This window comes from candidate division TA06 bacterium (assembly GCA_016208585.1).
GTDB lineage: Bacteria > Edwardsbacteria > AC1 > AC1 > EtOH8 > UBA5202.
In genome coordinates, this window is sequence record JACQXR010000012.1 from 1 (window position 1) to 17,814 (window position 17,814).

Annotated in this window: 22 protein-coding genes; all 22 read right to left on the bottom strand. The window is 49.4% G+C overall.

Features of this window, described 5'->3' with window-relative positions:
- Positions 1 to 550, bottom strand: a 550-nt coding sequence (locus HY768_01180; protein ID MBI4725834.1) for a hypothetical protein, incomplete at its 3' end; no start/stop codon positions are given.
- Positions 551 to 590: 40 nt separating this feature from the next.
- Positions 591 to 941, bottom strand: a complete 351-nt coding sequence (locus tag HY768_01185; GenBank protein ID MBI4725835.1) for a hypothetical protein — start codon at positions 939 to 941, stop codon at positions 591 to 593.
- Between the two features lie 218 nt (positions 942 to 1,159).
- Entirely contained in the window at positions 1,160 to 2,095 is a 936-nt protein-coding gene (locus HY768_01190; GenBank protein ID MBI4725836.1) for a diacylglycerol kinase family lipid kinase, read from the bottom strand.
- A 50-nt stretch (positions 2,096 to 2,145) separates the two neighbouring features.
- The gene (locus HY768_01195) at positions 2,146 to 2,415 is read right to left on the bottom strand and encodes a four helix bundle protein (GenBank protein ID MBI4725837.1); all 270 of its coding nucleotides are present in this window, start codon (positions 2,413 to 2,415) and stop codon (positions 2,146 to 2,148) included.
- Between the two features lie 181 nt (positions 2,416 to 2,596).
- Positions 2,597 to 2,785 (bottom strand): four helix bundle protein, encoded by a 189-nt coding sequence (locus HY768_01200; protein ID MBI4725838.1) that lies wholly within the window; start codon positions 2,783 to 2,785, stop codon positions 2,597 to 2,599.
- Between the two features lie 52 nt (positions 2,786 to 2,837).
- A complete protein-coding gene (locus HY768_01205; protein ID MBI4725839.1) occupies positions 2,838 to 3,218 on the bottom strand; it encodes a RidA family protein in 381 nt (126 codons plus the stop codon).
- A gap of 11 nt (positions 3,219 to 3,229) precedes the next feature.
- A complete protein-coding gene (locus HY768_01210; protein MBI4725840.1) occupies positions 3,230 to 3,487 on the bottom strand; it encodes a hypothetical protein in 258 nt (85 codons plus the stop codon).
- Between the two features lie 233 nt (positions 3,488 to 3,720).
- The gene (queA, locus tag HY768_01215) at positions 3,721 to 4,740 is read right to left on the bottom strand and encodes a tRNA preQ1(34) S-adenosylmethionine ribosyltransferase-isomerase QueA (protein MBI4725841.1); all 1,020 of its coding nucleotides are present in this window, start codon (positions 4,738 to 4,740) and stop codon (positions 3,721 to 3,723) included.
- 111 nt (positions 4,741 to 4,851) lie between these two features.
- Complete coding sequence (locus HY768_01220; protein MBI4725842.1) at positions 4,852 to 5,634, bottom strand: ABC transporter ATP-binding protein; 783 nt, start codon at positions 5,632 to 5,634, stop codon at positions 4,852 to 4,854.
- Positions 5,631 to 6,440: a cobalt ECF transporter T component CbiQ gene (gene cbiQ, locus HY768_01225; protein MBI4725843.1), complete on the bottom strand. Its 810-nt coding sequence runs from the start codon at positions 6,438 to 6,440 to the stop codon at positions 5,631 to 5,633. The genes HY768_01220 and cbiQ overlap by 4 nt, the downstream gene beginning before the upstream one ends.
- Positions 6,441 to 6,603: 163 nt before the next feature.
- Entirely contained in the window at positions 6,604 to 7,650 is a 1,047-nt protein-coding gene (locus tag HY768_01230; GenBank protein MBI4725844.1) for an energy-coupling factor ABC transporter permease, read from the bottom strand.
- 25 nt (positions 7,651 to 7,675) lie between these two features.
- Positions 7,676 to 7,996, bottom strand: coding sequence for a cupin domain-containing protein (locus tag HY768_01235; protein MBI4725845.1), 321 nt, complete (start codon positions 7,994 to 7,996; stop codon positions 7,676 to 7,678).
- A complete protein-coding gene (locus tag HY768_01240) occupies positions 7,996 to 8,865 on the bottom strand; it encodes a zinc ABC transporter substrate-binding protein (protein MBI4725846.1) in 870 nt (289 codons plus the stop codon). The genes HY768_01235 and HY768_01240 overlap by 1 nt, the downstream gene beginning before the upstream one ends.
- Positions 8,866 to 8,881: 16 nt before the next feature.
- Positions 8,882 to 9,592: a hypothetical protein gene (locus HY768_01245; GenBank protein ID MBI4725847.1), complete on the bottom strand. Its 711-nt coding sequence runs from the start codon at positions 9,590 to 9,592 to the stop codon at positions 8,882 to 8,884.
- Between the two features lie 42 nt (positions 9,593 to 9,634).
- A complete protein-coding gene (locus HY768_01250) occupies positions 9,635 to 10,429 on the bottom strand; it encodes a hypothetical protein (GenBank protein ID MBI4725848.1) in 795 nt (264 codons plus the stop codon).
- A 109-nt stretch (positions 10,430 to 10,538) separates the two neighbouring features.
- Entirely contained in the window at positions 10,539 to 11,159 is a 621-nt protein-coding gene (locus HY768_01255) for a hypothetical protein (GenBank protein MBI4725849.1), read from the bottom strand.
- A gap of 57 nt (positions 11,160 to 11,216) precedes the next feature.
- On the bottom strand, positions 11,217 to 11,975 hold the full coding sequence (locus HY768_01260) for an energy-coupling factor transporter transmembrane protein EcfT (protein ID MBI4725850.1): 759 nt from the start codon (positions 11,973 to 11,975) through the stop codon (positions 11,217 to 11,219).
- Entirely contained in the window at positions 11,959 to 13,317 is a 1,359-nt protein-coding gene (locus HY768_01265; protein ID MBI4725851.1) for an energy-coupling factor ABC transporter ATP-binding protein, read from the bottom strand. The genes HY768_01260 and HY768_01265 overlap by 17 nt, the downstream gene beginning before the upstream one ends.
- Positions 13,310 to 14,029, bottom strand: coding sequence for a radical SAM protein (locus tag HY768_01270; protein MBI4725852.1), 720 nt, complete (start codon positions 14,027 to 14,029; stop codon positions 13,310 to 13,312). Before HY768_01270 ends, HY768_01265 begins: the two co-directional genes overlap by 8 nt.
- Before the next feature lies 1 nt (position 14,030).
- Positions 14,031 to 16,322, bottom strand: coding sequence for a TonB-dependent receptor (locus tag HY768_01275; GenBank protein MBI4725853.1), 2,292 nt, complete (start codon positions 16,320 to 16,322; stop codon positions 14,031 to 14,033).
- 253 nt (positions 16,323 to 16,575) lie between these two features.
- Entirely contained in the window at positions 16,576 to 17,382 is an 807-nt protein-coding gene (locus HY768_01280) for a metal ABC transporter permease (GenBank protein MBI4725854.1), read from the bottom strand.
- A partial coding sequence (locus HY768_01285) for a zinc ABC transporter substrate-binding protein (protein MBI4725855.1) occupies positions 17,379 to 17,814 on the bottom strand: 436 nt, incomplete at its 5' end. The genes HY768_01285 and HY768_01280, both read right to left, overlap by 4 nt.

Below are 17,814 nucleotides of genomic sequence, written 5' to 3' on the forward strand. Positions count from 1 at the left end.
GGGGGTAATCCCTGATCCCGAAACTTTTGGCCAGATTCTCCTGCCGCTTGCGGCCCCGGCCGGAGAAATCGTAGAGCTTGTCCCGGTCCACCCAGCCCTCCCGCTCCGGTTTGACAGGCGCCAACAGTTTTGCAGATAAAGGCCGCAGGATCAGATCCCGGTCGGCCGACAATTTCAATACCGCGTTCAATCCTCCCTTGGTCTGGGACATGGGCCGCTCTCCCAGCACTTCCCCGGTGATCAGGAATGAGGCCCCGTGCTTCTCCAAAAGGCCGTGGGCGGTCCTCAGCATCAGCCCGTGGCAGTCAATGCAGGGATTCATGTTGCCGCCGAATCCGTAATGGGGGTTTTTCATCATCACGAAATATTCATCGGTAAAATCGTGTTCCACCAGGTTTATTCCCAACTGGGCTGCAGCTTTGCGGGAATTGGCGGCACCAAAGAACGGGGTGACAAAAGTAATACCTATTACTTCGATTCCCTGTTCCTTGATGACCCGGGCGGCCAGGATGCTGTCCAGGCCACCGGAAAGAAGGGATAAGGCTTTCATGATGCTATCTTGTAAATAAATGATATCTTTTGATAAACTTTCAGCCTTTCCTTTTGCCGGCGATATACAGTCCCTTCGATTGTTCTACTCTGAATCCAATTTTTGGTTTTGTTTTTTCAGGAACATCCAAAAGCCGGCGAATAGCTACAAAGACTGTCTTAAATTGGCTGTCGTATCTTTTTTCCATTTCCGCCAATTTGCAGGCTAAATCGTTGTTGGAAAGCGTCATCTCGCGTAAACGGACAAAAGTCCGAATAATCTGAACGCTTACTTGAACGGCTTTGGCGCTGTTCAATACGTTAGCCAGCATCAAGGCGCCATATTCGGTAAAAGCAAAGAGAAGGTACGGTGAATATTTGAGCTTTTTAAGGTGGTCGCATTTTGCGACCACCTCGGCCTTTTCCGGAATCTTGAATTCAGATATGAATATTTATTGCTGGTCTTTGATCCTTTACCAACATCGCGATGCCATGAATGACATCGCTGGATATCATCAAGTCTCTTTGAGACTAACACGGCAGGCCTCCCAGGGGCCTTGAGGGACGCCAGCGATAGCCTTCAGGCATCGCTACCTTTGGCCAAAACACAATCGGTCCAATCTCAATGATCTCACGAAAAGCTCTTCAGCCTCTCCCCGGCGTCATCTTTGCCCACTATGGCCTGCAGCGCCTTGGGAATTATTGAGATGTCAAACCGGTTGACGTAGGGCCACAGCTCGCCGTCCACCTGGGCCGACATCGGAATATCGGATTCTACCGTCACCTTTGTCAATTTCCCCATGGTTATCTGCCGTAATTGGGTGTGCTTACCCTTGAAGGTCTTGGGCACGTGGAGGAAAAATTCCAGCCAGTTGAGTTTATGGATCAGGCAGATATCCAGCAGACCGTCGTCCGCTTTGGCATCGGGGTTCAGGTAATATCCGCCGCCTACGCTCTTGCCGTTGGTGATCTCGGCCAGCAGGGCCTGATGCCAGATCTTGCCCTGTCCGAAGTCAAAGGACATCCGCTGGCCCTTATAGCGCAGCAGGGCTTTGAAGGTGGCATAGAGATATAGCTTCAGGTCGCGCAGTCCCTTGATCTTCTGTTTCTCTATGATCACTTCTCCGTCCAGCCCAATGCCCACGCAGTTGAAGAAATAACGCTCCAGCTTTTTCCCGCCGGGCAGGGGCGAGCTGACCACTCCGGCGTCCACCATCATGGTCTGCCGGTCCCTGATGGCCTCCACCGCCTGGGGAATGGAACGACCGATCTTCAGAGACTTGGCAAAATCGTCGCCCGAGCCCAGGGGGATCATGCCAAACAGGGCCTGGCCGCCCACCAGTGCCCCGGCCACTTCCCCGGCCAGGCCGTCGCCGCCGGCCGCCACGATCAGCTGAAAGCCACGTTCAATGGCCTCCCTGGCCAGCCGGGCCCCGTCGCCTTCGTGATCGGTCAGAGCCAACTCAAAGTTAAGACCGTAGGCCGTGAACAGCGACCTTATCTGCTCGGCATGCCTGGCCGCCTCGCCGCCGTGGGCCTTGGGATTCAAGATCACTTTTATACGCATCTCTTACACTATAGAATATGGAATATTGAATTTTGAATATTGAATTTGTTTTAAGACTGCGGGACTTTCATCAAAATGCTTTTTCTGATGCTGGACATATAACCTTCCAACATCTTGCTCACGATATCAAGATCGTCACTCAATTTATCGCTGTTGCCGTAACCCAGATCAGCCGCCAGGATCAGATAATATCTAACTTCTTCCAATGACCCCTGGGAAATGTTCATATAACGGACTTTGTCCGGTTTGCTTTTCTTCTTGAACCCTTCTGCAATGTTAGCCGGGACAGAAATGACCGCCCGTCGCAGTTGCGGTATCAGACCAGTAGCGTCCGGTTGTTTTTACAAGAAAATTGTAGAATGCAGATGGGGCAATGGTCTTAGAGGTTTCATCATGTAATCGATTTGAATTCAGGCTCAAAAATCACCCATTGATTCGCAAGGACTTATACCACGAAAAAGAGGTTTCATCATGTAATCGATTTGAATTCAGGCTCAAAAATCACCCATTGATTCGCAAGGACTTATACCACGAAAAACGCCATTTCCCATAATAACCGGACAGTAGTGGTATCAGACAATACATTTCTTTTCCGGGGAAGTTATCAGAATAACGGTATACGGCTAACACCAATTGGTGTGCCTTTTGCCAGACTATCAGGTCTCTGAAAGATTTTGCTGGTTCCATCATCACACACTCCTCTCAATTCAATATTCAATCTTCAGTATTCAGTATTCTGGGGTTAGATCTCAGCTATCGCTTCGATCTCTATCTTCGCGTCTTTGGGCAGCCGGGCCACCTGGAAGGCCGAGCGGGCCGGGGGCGCCTGCTGGAAGTACTCGCCGTAGACCTCGTTCATGGCGGCAAAGTCGTTCATGTCGGCCAGGAACACAGTGCACTTGATCACTTTCTTGAGATTGGAGCCTCCGGCTTCCAGCACGGCTTTCAAATTTTCCATCACCTGCCTGGTTTGGGCCTTGATGTCGCCTTCCACCAACTGGCCAGTCTTGGGGTCCAGCGGGATCTGGCCGGAAGTGAAGACTAATTTGTTGTCGTATTGGACACCCTGGGAATAGGGCCCTATGGCCGCCGGGACCTTGTCGGTTTTGATGGGCTGACGCATGATATTTCTCCTTATATCGTTGTGTGTTCTATTTTATCGCAAAGTTTGTCCATCTCTTTTTGGGTAACAACAGTTTCGTGCAATGAGGTGGCTATTTTGCAATATGTTTGGATTTCCTCTAATGACAATATCCTGCCCTTCCTGTCCTTTAGCCACTTATGACAGACCTGGTAACCGCCTATTTGATATTCGTAAATATTTTGCGAAAGGCCGGAGAAATATTGAGTTTCGTTAATGTATAGTTTGGAGATATGTTTTATCCCCGCGATTTTTGGCTCTAATAAACATAGACGGCTTCAGATTCTTCCATCACAATTATAATCATAAAGATAGGCATTGTCAAGGCATTATTGCGAGGTAACCAAATATCGTGGCACTACATTTGGAGCCACCAATAATTACCACCCGAGTAAAATCAAGGGTTTACAGGTTATATGGGTTGAAAAAATATCGCAAAGTGTTTAAGATCTGTGTTGATGTTACTGGATTGTCATTAAAAGAATCAGATCACCATCATAGCATCGCCGTAACTGTAAAAACGGTATCTTTGTTTTATCGCTTCCTGATAGGCCTTCATCACGTTCTTCCTACCGGCCAGAGCCGACACCAGCATGATCAGGGTGGATTTCGGCAGGTGAAAATTGGTGACCAACGAGTCCACTATTTTGAACTGATACGGCGGGTAGATGAATATCTCGGTCCAATCGGATAATTTGCCGCTATGCCCAAAACTCTCCAACGCCCGGCTGGTGGTAGTTCCTACGGCAACTATCCTCCGATTTTCCATTTTCGCTTTACTTATTTTTTCCCCCACTGCCGGGCTGATATTATAAAACTCGGCCTCCATTTTATGCTCCCGTATATCCTCGGCCTCCACGCCCTTGAAGGTTCCCCAGCCCACGTGCAGAAGGATCTCCAATATTTTGATCCCTTGGTTTTTTATCGAAGCCATCAGTTCCGGAGTAAAATGCAGGCCGGCTGTAGGCGCGGCCACCGCGCCCTTTTCTTTTGCATATACCGTCTGGTAGCGGTTCCTGTCTGCTTCCCTGGGCTGACGGTCTATGTAGGGCGGCAACGGCACCTGACCAACTCTTTCCAGGATTTGATAGAAATCTCCCCGGTAGCCGAATTTAACCAACCGCTGTCCGCCTTGGCGGTACTCGGCGATCTCCGCCTCCATCAGGCCACCTGAAAATTCCACCCTGGCTCCCGGCATCAGCCTGCGGCCCGGCCGCACTAAGCAGTTCCACAGGTTATCGGATTCCTGCCTTAGTAATAAAATCTCCGCTTCCCCGCCGGTTTGCATTTTGTGCCCCATCAGCCGGGCCGGGATCACCTTGGTATTGTTGACCACTAAGATATCTGATGGCTTCAAATACTCAACGATATCGCTGAACCGGCGATGCTCTACCGGGCCGTCACTACGATTTAGGACCATCAGCCTGGAGGCGTCGCGCTTTTTGGCGGGATGCTTGGCTATCAGTTCCTCGGGCAGTTGATAATCGAATTCCGAGAGTTTCATTGGTCTCTTGTCTGTTGGGTTTTGTTATTGATGATTTATTATAACACAGGACTGTGCTATGTTCAATTTATAAAAAAGACGCCAAAAAAGGCGCCTTCAAAAAAGCCAGGCTTATACAAAATCCGTGCAAGTCCGCGTCCTATTTTTTCCTCCGCACACCGGACAATTCTGCAGGCTGGGCGGCATCTCTAGCCCGGCCGCTTCCATTAGTTTTTTATCCGTCAATATTTTTCCGGTCGGGCCATCCGAGATTATCCGTCCGTCCTTGATTATTATGGTCCTTTGACACAGCTCCAGCACCATGTCCAGGTCGTGCGAGGCAATTATCTTGGTATGCTCAAAACCGTTTAAGATATTTATCAACCGCCGCCGGGATCTGGGGTCCAGCGACGAGGCCGGCTCGTCCAGCATCAGGATGTCAGGCGACAGGGACAGCACCGTGGCGATGGCCGCGGCCCGTTTTTCCCCGGCCGATAGCTTGAACGGCGCCCGGTTTTTAAGATGCGCGATGCCGACCTTTTCCAGGGCCGAGGCCACCCTCTGCTCCACCTGGGCCTCGTCTATCTTCAGGTTGCGGGGACCGAAGGCCACGTCGTCAAAGACCGTGGCCATGAAAAGCTGGTCGTCGGGGTTCTGGAACACCATGCCCAGCCGTTGCCGGATCAGGTTTAGCGTGTCCTTATTGAGTTTGACCTCGCCGATGACCACCTCTCCCTGCGAAGGCGTCAGGATGCCGGTCAAAAGCAGCAACAAAGTGGATTTTCCCGCCCCGTTGGCACCGATGATGCCCACCGATTCTCCGTGGTGAATGCGGAAGGATATCCCGTTGACTGCCTGGTAGCCGTCGGGGTAGGAATAAAATAATTCTTTTGCTTCGGTGATATGATGGCTCATTTTGCGGCTCCTGTCAGCAGATTGCCCAGCCATAAGGGAAGGTTTACCGCCCTCGATGCGACAAAAAATGTTCCCCAGCTCATGACATACAAAAGGTCGCCAAGTCCCGGCCGGGACGCTTTCCCGGTGTTGTACTCGCCAGTGAATCCCCGCAGACACATGGCATCATAGACTCGCTGTGCCCTGTCAATAGTCCTCAGCAGGATCTGCCCTAGCAAGGGGCCCCATACCTCCCGCTTGAGGCCCTTGGGGTTGAAGGCCCGGAGGGCATAGGCCTGCATGGTCCGGGCGGCCTCCTCCGATAGTACTGAAATATACCGGTAGGTCAGCATCAACTGTAGTACGAATATTTTAGGAACCTTCATTTTCCTCAGAGAAAGTGCTATCCCGTTCATCCCGGTGGTGGCTATCAGCAGCAGGGCCGAGGCCACCGCCAGGCTGCCTTTTAAGACGATGGAAATGAATATCAGCCAGCCGGAAGATACGGCATATCCCAGAACGGTTGTTGTACCGTGATCAAACAACGGATTCAAAAGGCCTATGCCCACTATCATCGGTTCGATGTACAAAAGACGTTTTAACAAAGGGCCGGCCGGAATTTTCGCTGCCGCAGCAACGAATACCGGGAAAAATACAAATGGCAGCAGGGCAATTGTGGCATACTTGTCGTAGGAGACCAGCAGTACCGTGTAGACCAAAGTGGCCAGCAGCTTCGCCAAAGGATGCAGCTGATGGATGAACGAATCCCGATGGGCCAGTTCATCGAACTGTCTGATGTTGTATATGGCGTTTACAATGTTGGACATATGATCGCTTAAATATTTTGTCAACAGGGAGCCAAGCCGCAGATAAATTATCTGGGAACAATGTTGTATATCTCTGCTATTTTTGCTGGCTATTATACCATGAAATATAGTGGGTTTGCCGAAAAAAGGCGGGATTTTCATCCCGCCCCAACATTAACAAATATTACTGTTCCGCCCTTTTTTGAGGTTTCCCGAGCGCTCTGACCAAGAAGCCCATGAAAGCCGCCAGCAACAGGGTCATCGAGCCGCCCACCAGGCCGGAGACGCTGGTTCCGACGTTTATCGCCGGCCATTTTTCTTTAGCAGCCTCGTTAGCCGGCTCGCCCTCTGCCGCCTTGAACCCGTAATCCGGCAAGAACGCTGTCTTCTCCCGCACCGCGGCCAGTTTTTCATGAGTGGGATCGGTGGACTCCAATTCTTCACTGCCCGAGGTCTTGAACATGGACCATTCCAGCCCGTCGGGGTGGGACGAAGCAAACCAGGAAAGCACCGCCCCGGTAAACACCGACACCGCGGCCAGCCCTATCATCACCTTTTTGAGTGATAGATTGCCCAGGGGCTGGTTCAGAGACGCCTTTTCCAGTATCTCCGGCCTGGCTTTCCAGACGAACGATATCACGGCCGCTGTCACTAAGCCCTCCACGATCCCGATGGCCAGGTGGATGGGCTGCATCAAAAGCACGAAGGTTCCGAAGGGCAATTCGGTCTTGCCGGAGAACAGGGTCTCCAGCACCACCCCAAAGGCTCCCAATTGAAGCCCCACCACCGCCGCAACTATTGATGCTATCATAATCCGCTTGGCGGAAAATTCTTTTCCGATTATTTTTTTGTAGATCAGCGGGTAGACCAGAAAGCAGGTGAATAAACCGAGGTTGAAGATATTTGACCCCAAGGCCAGCAGGCCGCCGTCGGCAAAGAACAGAGCCTGGATGGTGAGAATGGAGGCCATGGTCAGAAACCCGGCGTATGGTCCCAGCAAAATGGCCAGCATCAGTCCTCCGCCCAAATGGCCGCTGGAGCCGGTCCCGGGGATGGAGAAGTTGATCATTTGGGCGGCAAAGATAAAAGCTCCCATTACGCCCATCAGGGGAATTTTTTTCTGGTCAATGTCTTCCTTGACTTTTTTAATGGAATAAGCGGCCACACCTGCGGTGGCGGCCCACATTGCTCCTCCCACTGCCGGGGAAAGCAGGGCATCTGCTATATGCATGGGTCAAATCTCCTTTGAATATCTGTTATTTGGTTTTGGTTACGATGTAGATGTATTTCAGCGGAACATCGCCCGTGTTTTGCACGTCGTGTTCCGTGTGCGGCGGGCAGTAGACCGCCTGCTCCCGATGGATCGGGATGCTACCTTCCGCCCCCAGCATTTCTCCCCGACCCTCCAATACTATGACCAGTTCTTCATAATCCCCGGTGTTGTGCTTTCCCACCGAAGCCCCGGGAGCCAGAATTACCAAACCGGAATGTAGGCAATGGTTCTGGGGAGGTCCGCCTAAAAGCCTTTTATACTGCTCTTGGCTGTCGAGCGGAATGGAAAAGGTTTTCTGTTCCATCAACGGAGAGCCTCCTGAAGCGCCGTCAGGTTCCTCTCCATGGCCGTGATGTAATAGTCCTGATCGTCCATGGGGCCGGTGACCACTGGATCCAAGATGTAGACCTTGGCCCTGGTCTCTTTGGCTATCATCTGGGCGGACTTGGCCGGATACTGGGGCTCGGCAAAAAGCGCTTTGACCTTGTTGTTTCTCACGATCTCGATGGTCTGGGCCAGTTCTCCGGCGCTGGGTTCGGATCCCGGCTCCCGTTCAATGACCGCCACGATGTTCAAACCGAACTCCCTGGCGAAGTAGGGAAAGGCTTCGTGAAAAGTGATGATGTTTCTATTCTTTACTCCCTTAAGGGCCAGGTGCATCCTGTTCCTCAGCGAATCCAGCCGGGCAAGGTAGCTGCCGGCATTGTTGCGGTAATAGCCGGTATGCTCCGGGTCGACGTTTCCCAACCCGGTGGCGATGTTGCGTACCTGGGACATGGCCCCTGAAACGCTGGCGAATATATGGGGGTTGGGCGTCCCCTGGTACACGATCAGATCAATGCCCTGGCTGGCGTCTATCATCGTCAGTTTCGGGTTCTGCCTTATCGCATCGTCCAGGAATGATTCCATCCCGGCGCCGTTGATCACCAAGACATCAGCCTGGCTCAGGGTTTTCATATCCTGGGGGGTCATCTGGTAGTCGTGCAGACAGCCGGAGAATGGCGGAGCCATGTTAACCAGCTTTACCCCCGGAACATCCTTGACGATATTGGCTGTCATCAAATACATGGGATAGAACGAAGTGACTACGGTCAGCCGGGCCGCCTCTTCCTTCTTTGCGCAACCGGTCAGAAAAAGCCCCGCTGATAATAATGACAGAATCCAGGTTCTCATTTGTTCTCCTTGTTAATTAAAATCCCGCGGTGATCCCGGTGGTAATGGCGGTCTTGGGCCCGCGCTGGTCGTGCATCCGGAAACCAATATCCCAGTCAACCGGACCGAGGGTCACCGAGCCCCCGATCAAACCGCTGTTCCCCAAAACTTCGGACCGGTCGTCAACCATCTCGCCGTTGAGTTCCCCGCAGATCCGGAATTTCTCCCTGAAGGTATATTCGGCCGCCAGCGATGTGCCGATGCTGCCCTTGACCAGGGATTCACCCGATGCATTATAACCCAGGTTATAATGCAGGCCCAAGTTCCCGTATACACGGCTGAAAATGCAGTTGAGGCCGTAGCCGGCAGATCCGGTCTCGAACCCGGCGCTTACCGAGATGTCCGGCAGCCTGGGTTGTTCTTTGAGCAGGGCCAGTTTGAAGCCCACTTCCAGCGGGGACATTCCCCAGCCGATTGTATTTCCGTCAGCATCTTTGTCGGTACTGTGGGAAAATCCCAGCCCGAAATCCAGGCGGTCGGTCAGGCCGTGTTTTAAGGCCATGCCCGGAGAATGGCAAACCCCCTCCGGACGGTACTGGCAGTAGTCGAATGACATTTCCGTTTCGGATTTTCCTTTCTCTACCGTTCCGGCGTCGTCGGTGTCCAGCGGCCGGGCGGCCCACAGCGGGGCGGTTAGAGCCATTGCCAGCAGGGCAAACAGTGCCAGGTAAATAACTGGTCTTTTCATTGATATCCTCCTTATGTTTATGTGTGTTTTTTATGAAATAGTTTAATAATAATGGGTAACCGGCAAAATGCCCTTAAGTTTATTATACGCTTTAGCGCCTTGTTCAACGCATCTAAACAATATGTCTGAATCTATAACCCGGATGCCTTCAAGTTTGGATACGCCGTAACCAAAAAGAATTTCGCTCATCGGTGTGCTTGGCCCCAGAACAATGCATTCCTTGCCTTTTGAAAGCTCTAAAAGTCTGGGGAGCGATTTATTGATAATGGAAGAAGCTGAAATAACAACCATATCTGAGAAAGGTATGACTTCCTCGGCGGCAAAAGAAGGAAGTTCATCGTTAACGAGTTCTATTTCCAAGCAATGCGTCGCATGCGCGACCTTGCGAATTTCATCATTGCATGAGAACCGGCCGATGATACTAACCGTTTTCCCTTTTGCCGCTTCCATTATATATGGATTAATGCTGCCCGGTTCTCCGAGAGGGTTAAGCAATGAATTGATGGTCGCAAGGCCCAGCGAAGATTCCGGATTATTCCATGATATTACGCGTTGAGCCAAGGACAGAGCGCTCCTGCCGATTAAATTTCCGGCATCGGCTATTTCCTTACTGTAACTGGCGCGAATATTGTGCGCCATGCCCACGTATCGGCTTTCTACAACAGTCCAATGAAGGCCGACACAGACCCTTCTTATGGGGCAATCGCACTTGGGGAGGCTGGCCAGAAGGTCGTTGATTAATTTCATTTTGCTTGCTCGTTGGTTTTGTAACCGTACAGTTTTCAGGCCTCTTGGCATTTTTACTATGGCATAAATTGATATAATGTTTTCCTTCACAAACCGTCCATTTTGGACACTTTGTGAACCAATGCCATTTTACTCCAAGAAACCTGTATTTACAATCATTTTAAGGTTTTTTTAAAGCCCTTTTATGCATTTTTGAGGTTTATACACCACCAAACTTATAGGCTTTTTCTATAGTCCGGGCTAATTTAAATCCAATTCCTGCTCCGATCAGCGAACCGATTATGCCTTGAGATAGCTGAACGGCGATATACCATGAGGCATAAAATTTATGCCAGATAAAAGGCCCGGCAATATAATAGAAATAAAGATACACTATTGCGCCACGCAGGGCCCCCGCCGTCAAAGCATTGAACAGGCTTTTCGCATAATTATTGGAAACCAAGAAATATATCTCCAGAATAAAACCGGTAACGAGCATATAAGGCCACCACAGCGGATTTATTCCCGTGCTTATAATTTGGGCAAACAGGCCATTTCCGAAGATCAGCAGGGTTGTTGTTCCAGTTTTGGGTATTAATCTGATCCCGATAATCAGAATGCAGGTATAGGGTATTGAAAATGCGAACGAATGGATGAAAGGCAGCTTGCTTAACCCCAATTTAAAAGGCAAAATTGCCGCATATAAAAGACAGATAAACAGGGAAATGGTCACCAGATCCGTAGTAGTAAAAAATTGAAATAACCTTCTATAAAACCCAAAATAAATAATTATCATTAAAAGAAAAGCTATAAGAAAAAAGGACAAAACAAAAAGCGCCATTGGTGAATTCCTTCTACTTTTGCCGCTTCGACTACAGGGCAACCAAAACGCCGGCAATTAAAGTAACGTTAAAATGCCCAAAGCCATGAAATCGGGATGAGAAAATTTTAACTGCCGCACCGGAATTCTTCTCCCGGAATAACCCCTGACCTCGGCGGCCAGCGCCAATTGTCTGGCATTTCTTAAAGTATTGATTATCAGGGGCGTCATAAGGTGACGAAACGCTTTTATTGCGCCATTTACGCCTGCCGGCTGCAAGCCGCGCAACCTCTGAGCCAGGAGTATTCTTTTAGCTTCATAAATTAACTCCGGCAAAAAGCGAAATGTTACCAGCAGCATAAAAGAGAATCTTTCCGGCATTTTAAATTTTGTAAGCCCTAAAACAAGGTCTGATGGATGGGTGGTCATAACCGTCAAAGTGCCACAGCTTACCGCCGACAGAATCCTTAAGGACTGGATTAATCCATAGGCTATCCCTTCGCGGTAGATATTAATCCCTCCGGTTAATTTTCCCAAGAAGGGGAATTCCTTCGGCAAAATCGTAAGCAAAATGGTCTTCGGCTCAAAATAATAGAATACCGCCTGTGAAAATATTGTGCCGGCAATAATAGTTATTATTGTGAACAACAAAACCTTGAATTTACCCAACGGGGGGCGAACGGCAAGCCAGACGATTGCGGTCGATAAAAATAGCAGTCCTAAAACCAAGGGAATATTATTCATGACAATAAGAACCGATATGACCATGGTCCATATTATCTTGATCCTTGGATCTAAAAGATGCAAAATTGTTTTATTTTCATAATATCTGATCATCTGCGATTTTGCCTCGGTCAAGTTGAATTACCCTATGGGCGTATCTTTGTACCACCTTCTTGTTATGGGTGGAAAATATTACCGTCTTTCCCTCAAAGTTTAAGTTTTTCACCGACTCCATTATTTTTATCCAGTTCTTTTCATCCAGCCCGGTAGTCGGCTCATCCAAAATAATCGTCTCGGGATTCATGGCCAAAATTGCCCCCAGGGCCAGGCGCTGTCTTTCCCCCCGGGATAGCGTTTGGGGATGTCGGGCTCTATGATTTGTCAAGGCTAAAGACGTTAAGATATCGTCAACATCTATTTTCTTCTTCAGATTATTGGGGCCGAAGCATATCTCCTCTTCCACCGAATTGGCAAACAACTGCTCATCCGGATTTTGGAATAGATAGCCGATTTTGGGGACGATGTTCTTAAAATCCGGATTAAATTTTATTTTTCCATCGCTGGGCTTGCGCAAACCGAGCAAAATTTTAAACAATGTCGTTTTGCCGCTGCCGTTCGCGCCGGTAACCGCTATTAGGTCCCCCTTTCTAACGCTTAAGTTTATTCCCTTCAAAGCCTCAGATTCATCCTCATATCTGAAAAAGAGATTCTCCAATTCTATCATTGCTTTGCCGTCAGCCGGGCGTCTTTTGGCGCCGGGGCGAAAATCCGGAAAATCGCCGGCTTTCGGGTTAGCGATAATCCTGCCGTTCTCCAGATAAATTATCCGGTCGACCTGGCTTTCCATTTCTTCCGTCCTGTGCTCCACCAGCACAATCGTACAGCCGCTGCCCTTTAATATTTTCAATATATCAATGAACTCTTTTCTCCCCTCCTCATCAAGGTCGGAGGTCGGCTCATCCATAAGAAATATCTTCGGCGCCATTGCATATACGCCGGCTATGGCCAATCTCTTCCTTTGCCCGCCGGACAGCTTGCATACTTCTTTGCCCCCGTCCCCTTCCAGCCCCATTTTTATCAACGCCGCTTGGGTTCTTTTCTCCGTCACCTCCCTGGAAAAGCATAGATTCTCACAGCCAAAGGCGGCATCCTCCCACACCCGGGGCATAAAAATCTGATTGCCGGGGTTCTGAAATACGGTTCCCACCCGATGCGATAGCTCTTTTACCGTCGCCCTTTGGGGATCAAGGCCGTCAATTTCGATATGGCCCTTTAATTCTCCCCCTAATACATGGGGGATTATGCCGTTCAATGCATAAAGAAGGGTCGACTTGCCGGAGCCCGAGGATCCGCAGATGAGAGCAATTTCGCCCTCCATGATTTTTAGATCTATATCTTCTAACGCCGGTTTTTCTTGGCCGTGATAGCGATAGGTTAATTTTTTTAGTTCAATCATCTTGCCTTCTAATGTTGTTGATATGAAGGTCAACGATACCGGCATAATCGCATCGGGAATGAGCCGCCCATTCTACATTCTTTAAATGTCTTTTTGCCAAATCCGCCGCTTTCTCGACCTCCGGGCCGGTGGCTTCGCGGAAAGGAGCTCCCGCCACCCGGCAATAGCCGATGACCCTATAAGGAATATTTTCATCGACCGATGCAATGAAGGAGGCTATGCGTTCGATCTCGTCAAGGTCAATGTAATTAGGAATATAAACGCTGGATGAAGAAAGAGAAATCCCGTTCCGATGAAGCTGGCGGATATTGTCTAATGATCTCCGATTTGATTTAGAGGTATATTCTCTATGGATGCTGTCGGTATAAGCCTTGATGCTGATGGAGACGTGTTCCAGCCCTTCGGTATCGGGAAGAATATACCCGTTGGTCAAAAGCCTCACCTCACAGCCGAACTCGTCATGCAGAACCTTCGGCAGCATTTTGAACTCCTCATTCGGTTTGGGATCGCCGCTTAGAATGGAAACCCTTTGGGGGTTCGCCGGCTTTAATATCTCTATTACCTGGGAAAGATTCAGAAACTTCATCGCCCGGTAATCCACCCTTCCGTAGATTTGTTTCCAATAGCATCCCCGGCATCTAAAATTGCAGCCGATGAAATATAGGCTGCATGAACCCGCTTTTTTATTGTGGGTTATGCGATGGATGTTCATTTTAAAATTTTCTCGTTATCCCCATGTGAATCCCCCATATCCGGCCCGGCGATTTGTAGTATTGATAATATTCCTCGGCAAAAATGTTATCGACGGTGAAAGAAACTTCAGGGGTAAAGCCCGCAAATTCCAGGCGGTACGAAATCTTTGCATCCACTACAAGAAACGGATCGCTTCCGCCGTAAACGCCTGATGCAACATCCGAATTATCATCCTCGCTGTAGGTCTTGCCGGTATATCTTCCGACAACCCCGGCCTCCAGTCCCCTTCTGCAGTATTCCAGCCCCAAATTGTAGGTCGTTTCAGGTATGTTGGTCAGCTTTTTACCCTCTGATGTTTTTACCGCGGGATTTTTTAACACCTTCGTCGCCATTGCCGTGGCATTGGCAAATGCCGTCAGCCCCTCTGAAAAATTGGTCCTTATTTCCAATTCCACCCCCTCGCTTTTTGCCTTGGCAATATTTTGCTTCTGGGCGATTTCACCATAGTGGGTGGAATCGCCATAATGATCCCAGCCGTATTTTTTAACTTCGGATTCGCTGTATTTTTTGGAATAGATATAGTCATTCATCCGGTTATGAAAATAAGCCATTTTAATGGAGGTTTTATCAGCGAACAATCGTTCCATGCCGATCTCGCCGGAAACAACCTTTTCCGGATATAAATCGGGATTGGGTAAAAATGTCTTTCGCTGGCCTGCAGAAATATATTCCCAGCCGGAATACATTTCGTAAGAGGTCGGCCCGCGAAATGCCTGGCCTATTGAGAAACGAACTCTCATATCTTCCTCGATTTTATAAATCACGGCCACTTTTGGGCTAAAATAGTTAATATCACGCCTTCCAAAAGCATATGCCGTAGAATCGCCGTTTTTTATGATAAAATTGTAGCCGTCAGAAGCAGACCATCTGTCGTACCGGCCGGCCAGATAAATAATGAGCGGCTCAAAAAAACTTATTTCATCCTGCAGATATACTCCCCGGATGGATGTTTTTCCCGTTTGTTCCTCGGTACGGTCGGTTTTAGTGTTTTTGTCTTTCCAGTCGCTAAGATTGTATTTCGTTCCCTCATTTTTGCTGTCTTTTAGTTCCAGTCCGAGGGTTAACCTTTGTTTCAGAGGAATCGTTTTGCTGGCCGATAATTCCCCGTTTATTTTTTCACCCCGGCTTGGGCAAATGTAAGCATTGGTCGGTGACGGCTGCACCCACCAATAATCGTTTTTGTCATAACCGAAAGAACCCTTTAGACAAATGCCGCTGATTTTTGTATCGCCGGATAGATTTATCAGATCAATAGTATTGCCTCCGTAGCTGCTTTCAAAATCTGTCTCGGAAATGCCCCTGATAATCTTCCAGGTTTTATCTTCGCCATCGTAGAAGAAGATATCGCCGCTGTCAACCCCGCTTCCCAGACTGTCCTTCAGACGACTCTTTCCGTTTTTATAGCCGTATTCATAATTGGTGCGGGTATAGGTCATTTGAACTCCGGATACCGGGGAAAATTCGTATCCCAGCTTCCCGTTGCAGGAAATATCACGATAGTAATTTTCGCCGGCATCGCCAAGAATAAATCTTTCGCTGCCCTTTTTGTCGGTGGTTTCTTCCCAACCGGTCGCTTCGGTTCCGACTACAGGTTTTACGGTTTGGGCGGCGGCGCTTTTTACCGTGAGGTTGCTCCGGTACCCGTCGGTCCGTCTTTTTCGTGCCGAAACGGAATAGAGCCAACCCTTTAATTTACCGGAGCCCAGCATCTCGTAATTGTGAGTGTTAAATGATTCAATTCCGGTTTTCAACTTAAGTACCAATTTTCCCTTCGGCCTTCTGGTGATGACATTCACCACTCCTCCCATCGCCCCTTCGCCGTATAAGGACGAGAAGGGTCCCTTTGCCACCTCTATCCTTTCCACCAATTCCAGCGGAAACCTTCTCCAGACATCTTCCATGACCGGTTGTCCGTCGATCAAAATAAGGTTCCGATCAGTGCCGCTCAGTCCGCGGATATTGATGGAAGGCATAATATCGGCAAATCCTTTTCGCTTTCGGGCATAAACGCCCGGTGTCAACCTTACCGCTTCATCCACGTCTTTTACATTTTTCTTTTCCAGTTCATCCGCACCGATCACATTTATACTCCCCGGTGCATCCAGGATCGGCACCTCTCCCCTGGTGGCGGTTACTACAATTCCTTCCAATATTATCATCGGCGGATGCGGTTCCTGGGCCGAAAGAATAAGACCGGGCCAAAATAGTATCAGGGCACCGCCGAAAGACATTAAAAAATTTTTTTCTGTCATTTCCTCTCCTTTTTATTTCCACTTTGCCTCTCCCGGCACAAATTTAATCGTGCTACGATTGTTAAAATTATAGCACGATTTATAAACAAATGTCAAGTAAAAAAGCAAGCCGTATTATATTTCTGGGAACTACCGGAATGCTTTCATACCGGCGACGCTAATTGAATAAAATCGTGCTACGATTGTTAAAATTATAGCACGATTTATAAACGGATGTCAAGTAAAAAAGCAAGCCGTATTATATTTCTGGGAACTACCGGAATGCTTTCCTACCGGCGACGCTAATTGCCATTAATCCAAAGGTGCATACTACGGCGGCCCCGGTAGGTAAATCCCAAGCTGCCGAGGCGGACAAACCGATGATGCTCGCGGCGGTCCCCAGCGTCCAGCCCCAGAAAAGCCGGTATCGCAATCTGGTTGCCAGGAGCATCGCGCATACCGATGGCACGATGAGATATGAAAAAACCAGCAGCACCCCGGCGATCTCCACCGATGATGTGACCACGATCCCGAAGGTGGCATAAAAAAGAAAATCCCACCATTTAATGCGGACATTGCGTTTGATGGCACCCTGCGGATCCATGGATATCTCGATGAACCGGTGACGGAAGAAATAATGGAACAGGCCGACGAGGCTGTAGATGGCCGCCATCTTCATAATATCGCCGGACCGAACGAAGAGTATGTTGCCGACCATCATATGCTTTATATGCTCAGCCTCGGCCGGGGCCCGGTCGAGGACCAGGATGGAACAGACCGCGGACACAGCATAAACGATCCCAATGATGGCCTCCTGCGGCACAACTTTCTGTCGGACCCTGGTGAACGAGAACATGGCCGAACCAACCAAAGTAAAACCGAGCGAACAGAAATACGCCGGCAGCGAATGGAGATGCCAGCCGATTAGCATAGCGACGATCGCGCCCAAGGCAGCCATCTGGGCCAGGGCCAGATCGACGAATATGACTTCCCGCTCTATGACATGAATCCCGAAGTAGGCGTGGATTCCTGTGAGGATGAGACAGGCAATGAAAGGAAGCAGTAGTACTTCAACCATCATCTGGCCTCCTGATGGACAACCGCCTTGTATAGTGCCTCGACATTATACTCGATCAGTTTGAAGTATGTATCAATGCCTGGCAAGCCACCAGCCGACGATGGCAATATTACTAACGTTGTTCTCGTTCCATTAATAACTTTTGCCGCTGTTTTTCGGTCGAAGAATGGTTCCATTATTATTACCGGCACCTGTTCCTTGCGCAATTTCTCGTTCAGGGATGCCAGGTGCGAGGGCCCGGGCGGGATGCCCGGTTTGGGTTCAATGAAACCGACGATATTAAGCTTGAAACGAGCCGCGAAATACGGCCAGGAATTGTGGTAGGTAACGACCTTACGTCCGGCCAGCGCTTCAAGCTTTGGCCGCCAGGCTGCCATGGCGCTGTCGAGGGATTGGATGTACCGCTCGCGATTTTCACTGAAGTAAGCGCTGTCG

Excerpts from the sequence above, each read along its gene's own strand:
- HY768_01235 (MBI4725845.1), bottom strand. The coding sequence starts at position 7,996 with ATGGAACAGAAAACCTTTTCCATTCCGCTCGACAGCCAAGAGCAGTAT.
- HY768_01240 (MBI4725846.1), bottom strand. The coding sequence starts at position 8,865 with ATGAGAACCTGGATTCTGTCATTATTATCAGCGGGGCTTTTTCTGACC.
- queA (MBI4725841.1), bottom strand. The coding sequence starts at position 4,740 with ATGAAACTCTCGGAATTCGATTATCAACTGCCCGAGGAACTGATAGCC.
- HY768_01190 (MBI4725836.1), bottom strand. The coding sequence starts at position 2,095 with ATGCGTATAAAAGTGATCTTGAATCCCAAGGCCCACGGCGGCGAGGCG.
- HY768_01280 (MBI4725854.1), bottom strand. The coding sequence starts at position 17,382 with ATGATGGTTGAAGTACTACTGCTTCCTTTCATTGCCTGTCTCATCCTC.
- HY768_01245 (MBI4725847.1), bottom strand. The coding sequence starts at position 9,592 with ATGAAAAGACCAGTTATTTACCTGGCACTGTTTGCCCTGCTGGCAATG.
- cbiQ (MBI4725843.1), bottom strand. The coding sequence starts at position 6,440 with ATGTCCAACATTGTAAACGCCATATACAACATCAGACAGTTCGATGAA.
- HY768_01255 (MBI4725849.1), bottom strand. The coding sequence starts at position 11,159 with ATGGCGCTTTTTGTTTTGTCCTTTTTTCTTATAGCTTTTCTTTTAATG.
- HY768_01265 (MBI4725851.1), bottom strand. The coding sequence starts at position 13,317 with ATGATTGAACTAAAAAAATTAACCTATCGCTATCACGGCCAAGAAAAA.
- HY768_01275 (MBI4725853.1), bottom strand. The coding sequence starts at position 16,322 with ATGACAGAAAAAAATTTTTTAATGTCTTTCGGCGGTGCCCTGATACTA.
- HY768_01260 (MBI4725850.1), bottom strand. The coding sequence starts at position 11,975 with ATGATCAGATATTATGAAAATAAAACAATTTTGCATCTTTTAGATCCA.
- HY768_01270 (MBI4725852.1), bottom strand. The coding sequence starts at position 14,029 with ATGAACATCCATCGCATAACCCACAATAAAAAAGCGGGTTCATGCAGC.
- HY768_01220 (MBI4725842.1), bottom strand. The coding sequence starts at position 5,634 with ATGAGCCATCATATCACCGAAGCAAAAGAATTATTTTATTCCTACCCC.
- HY768_01200 (MBI4725838.1), bottom strand. The coding sequence starts at position 2,785 with ATGATGGAACCAGCAAAATCTTTCAGAGACCTGATAGTCTGGCAAAAG.
- HY768_01205 (MBI4725839.1), bottom strand. The coding sequence starts at position 3,218 with ATGCGTCAGCCCATCAAAACCGACAAGGTCCCGGCGGCCATAGGGCCC.
- HY768_01230 (MBI4725844.1), bottom strand. The coding sequence starts at position 7,650 with ATGCATATAGCAGATGCCCTGCTTTCCCCGGCAGTGGGAGGAGCAATG.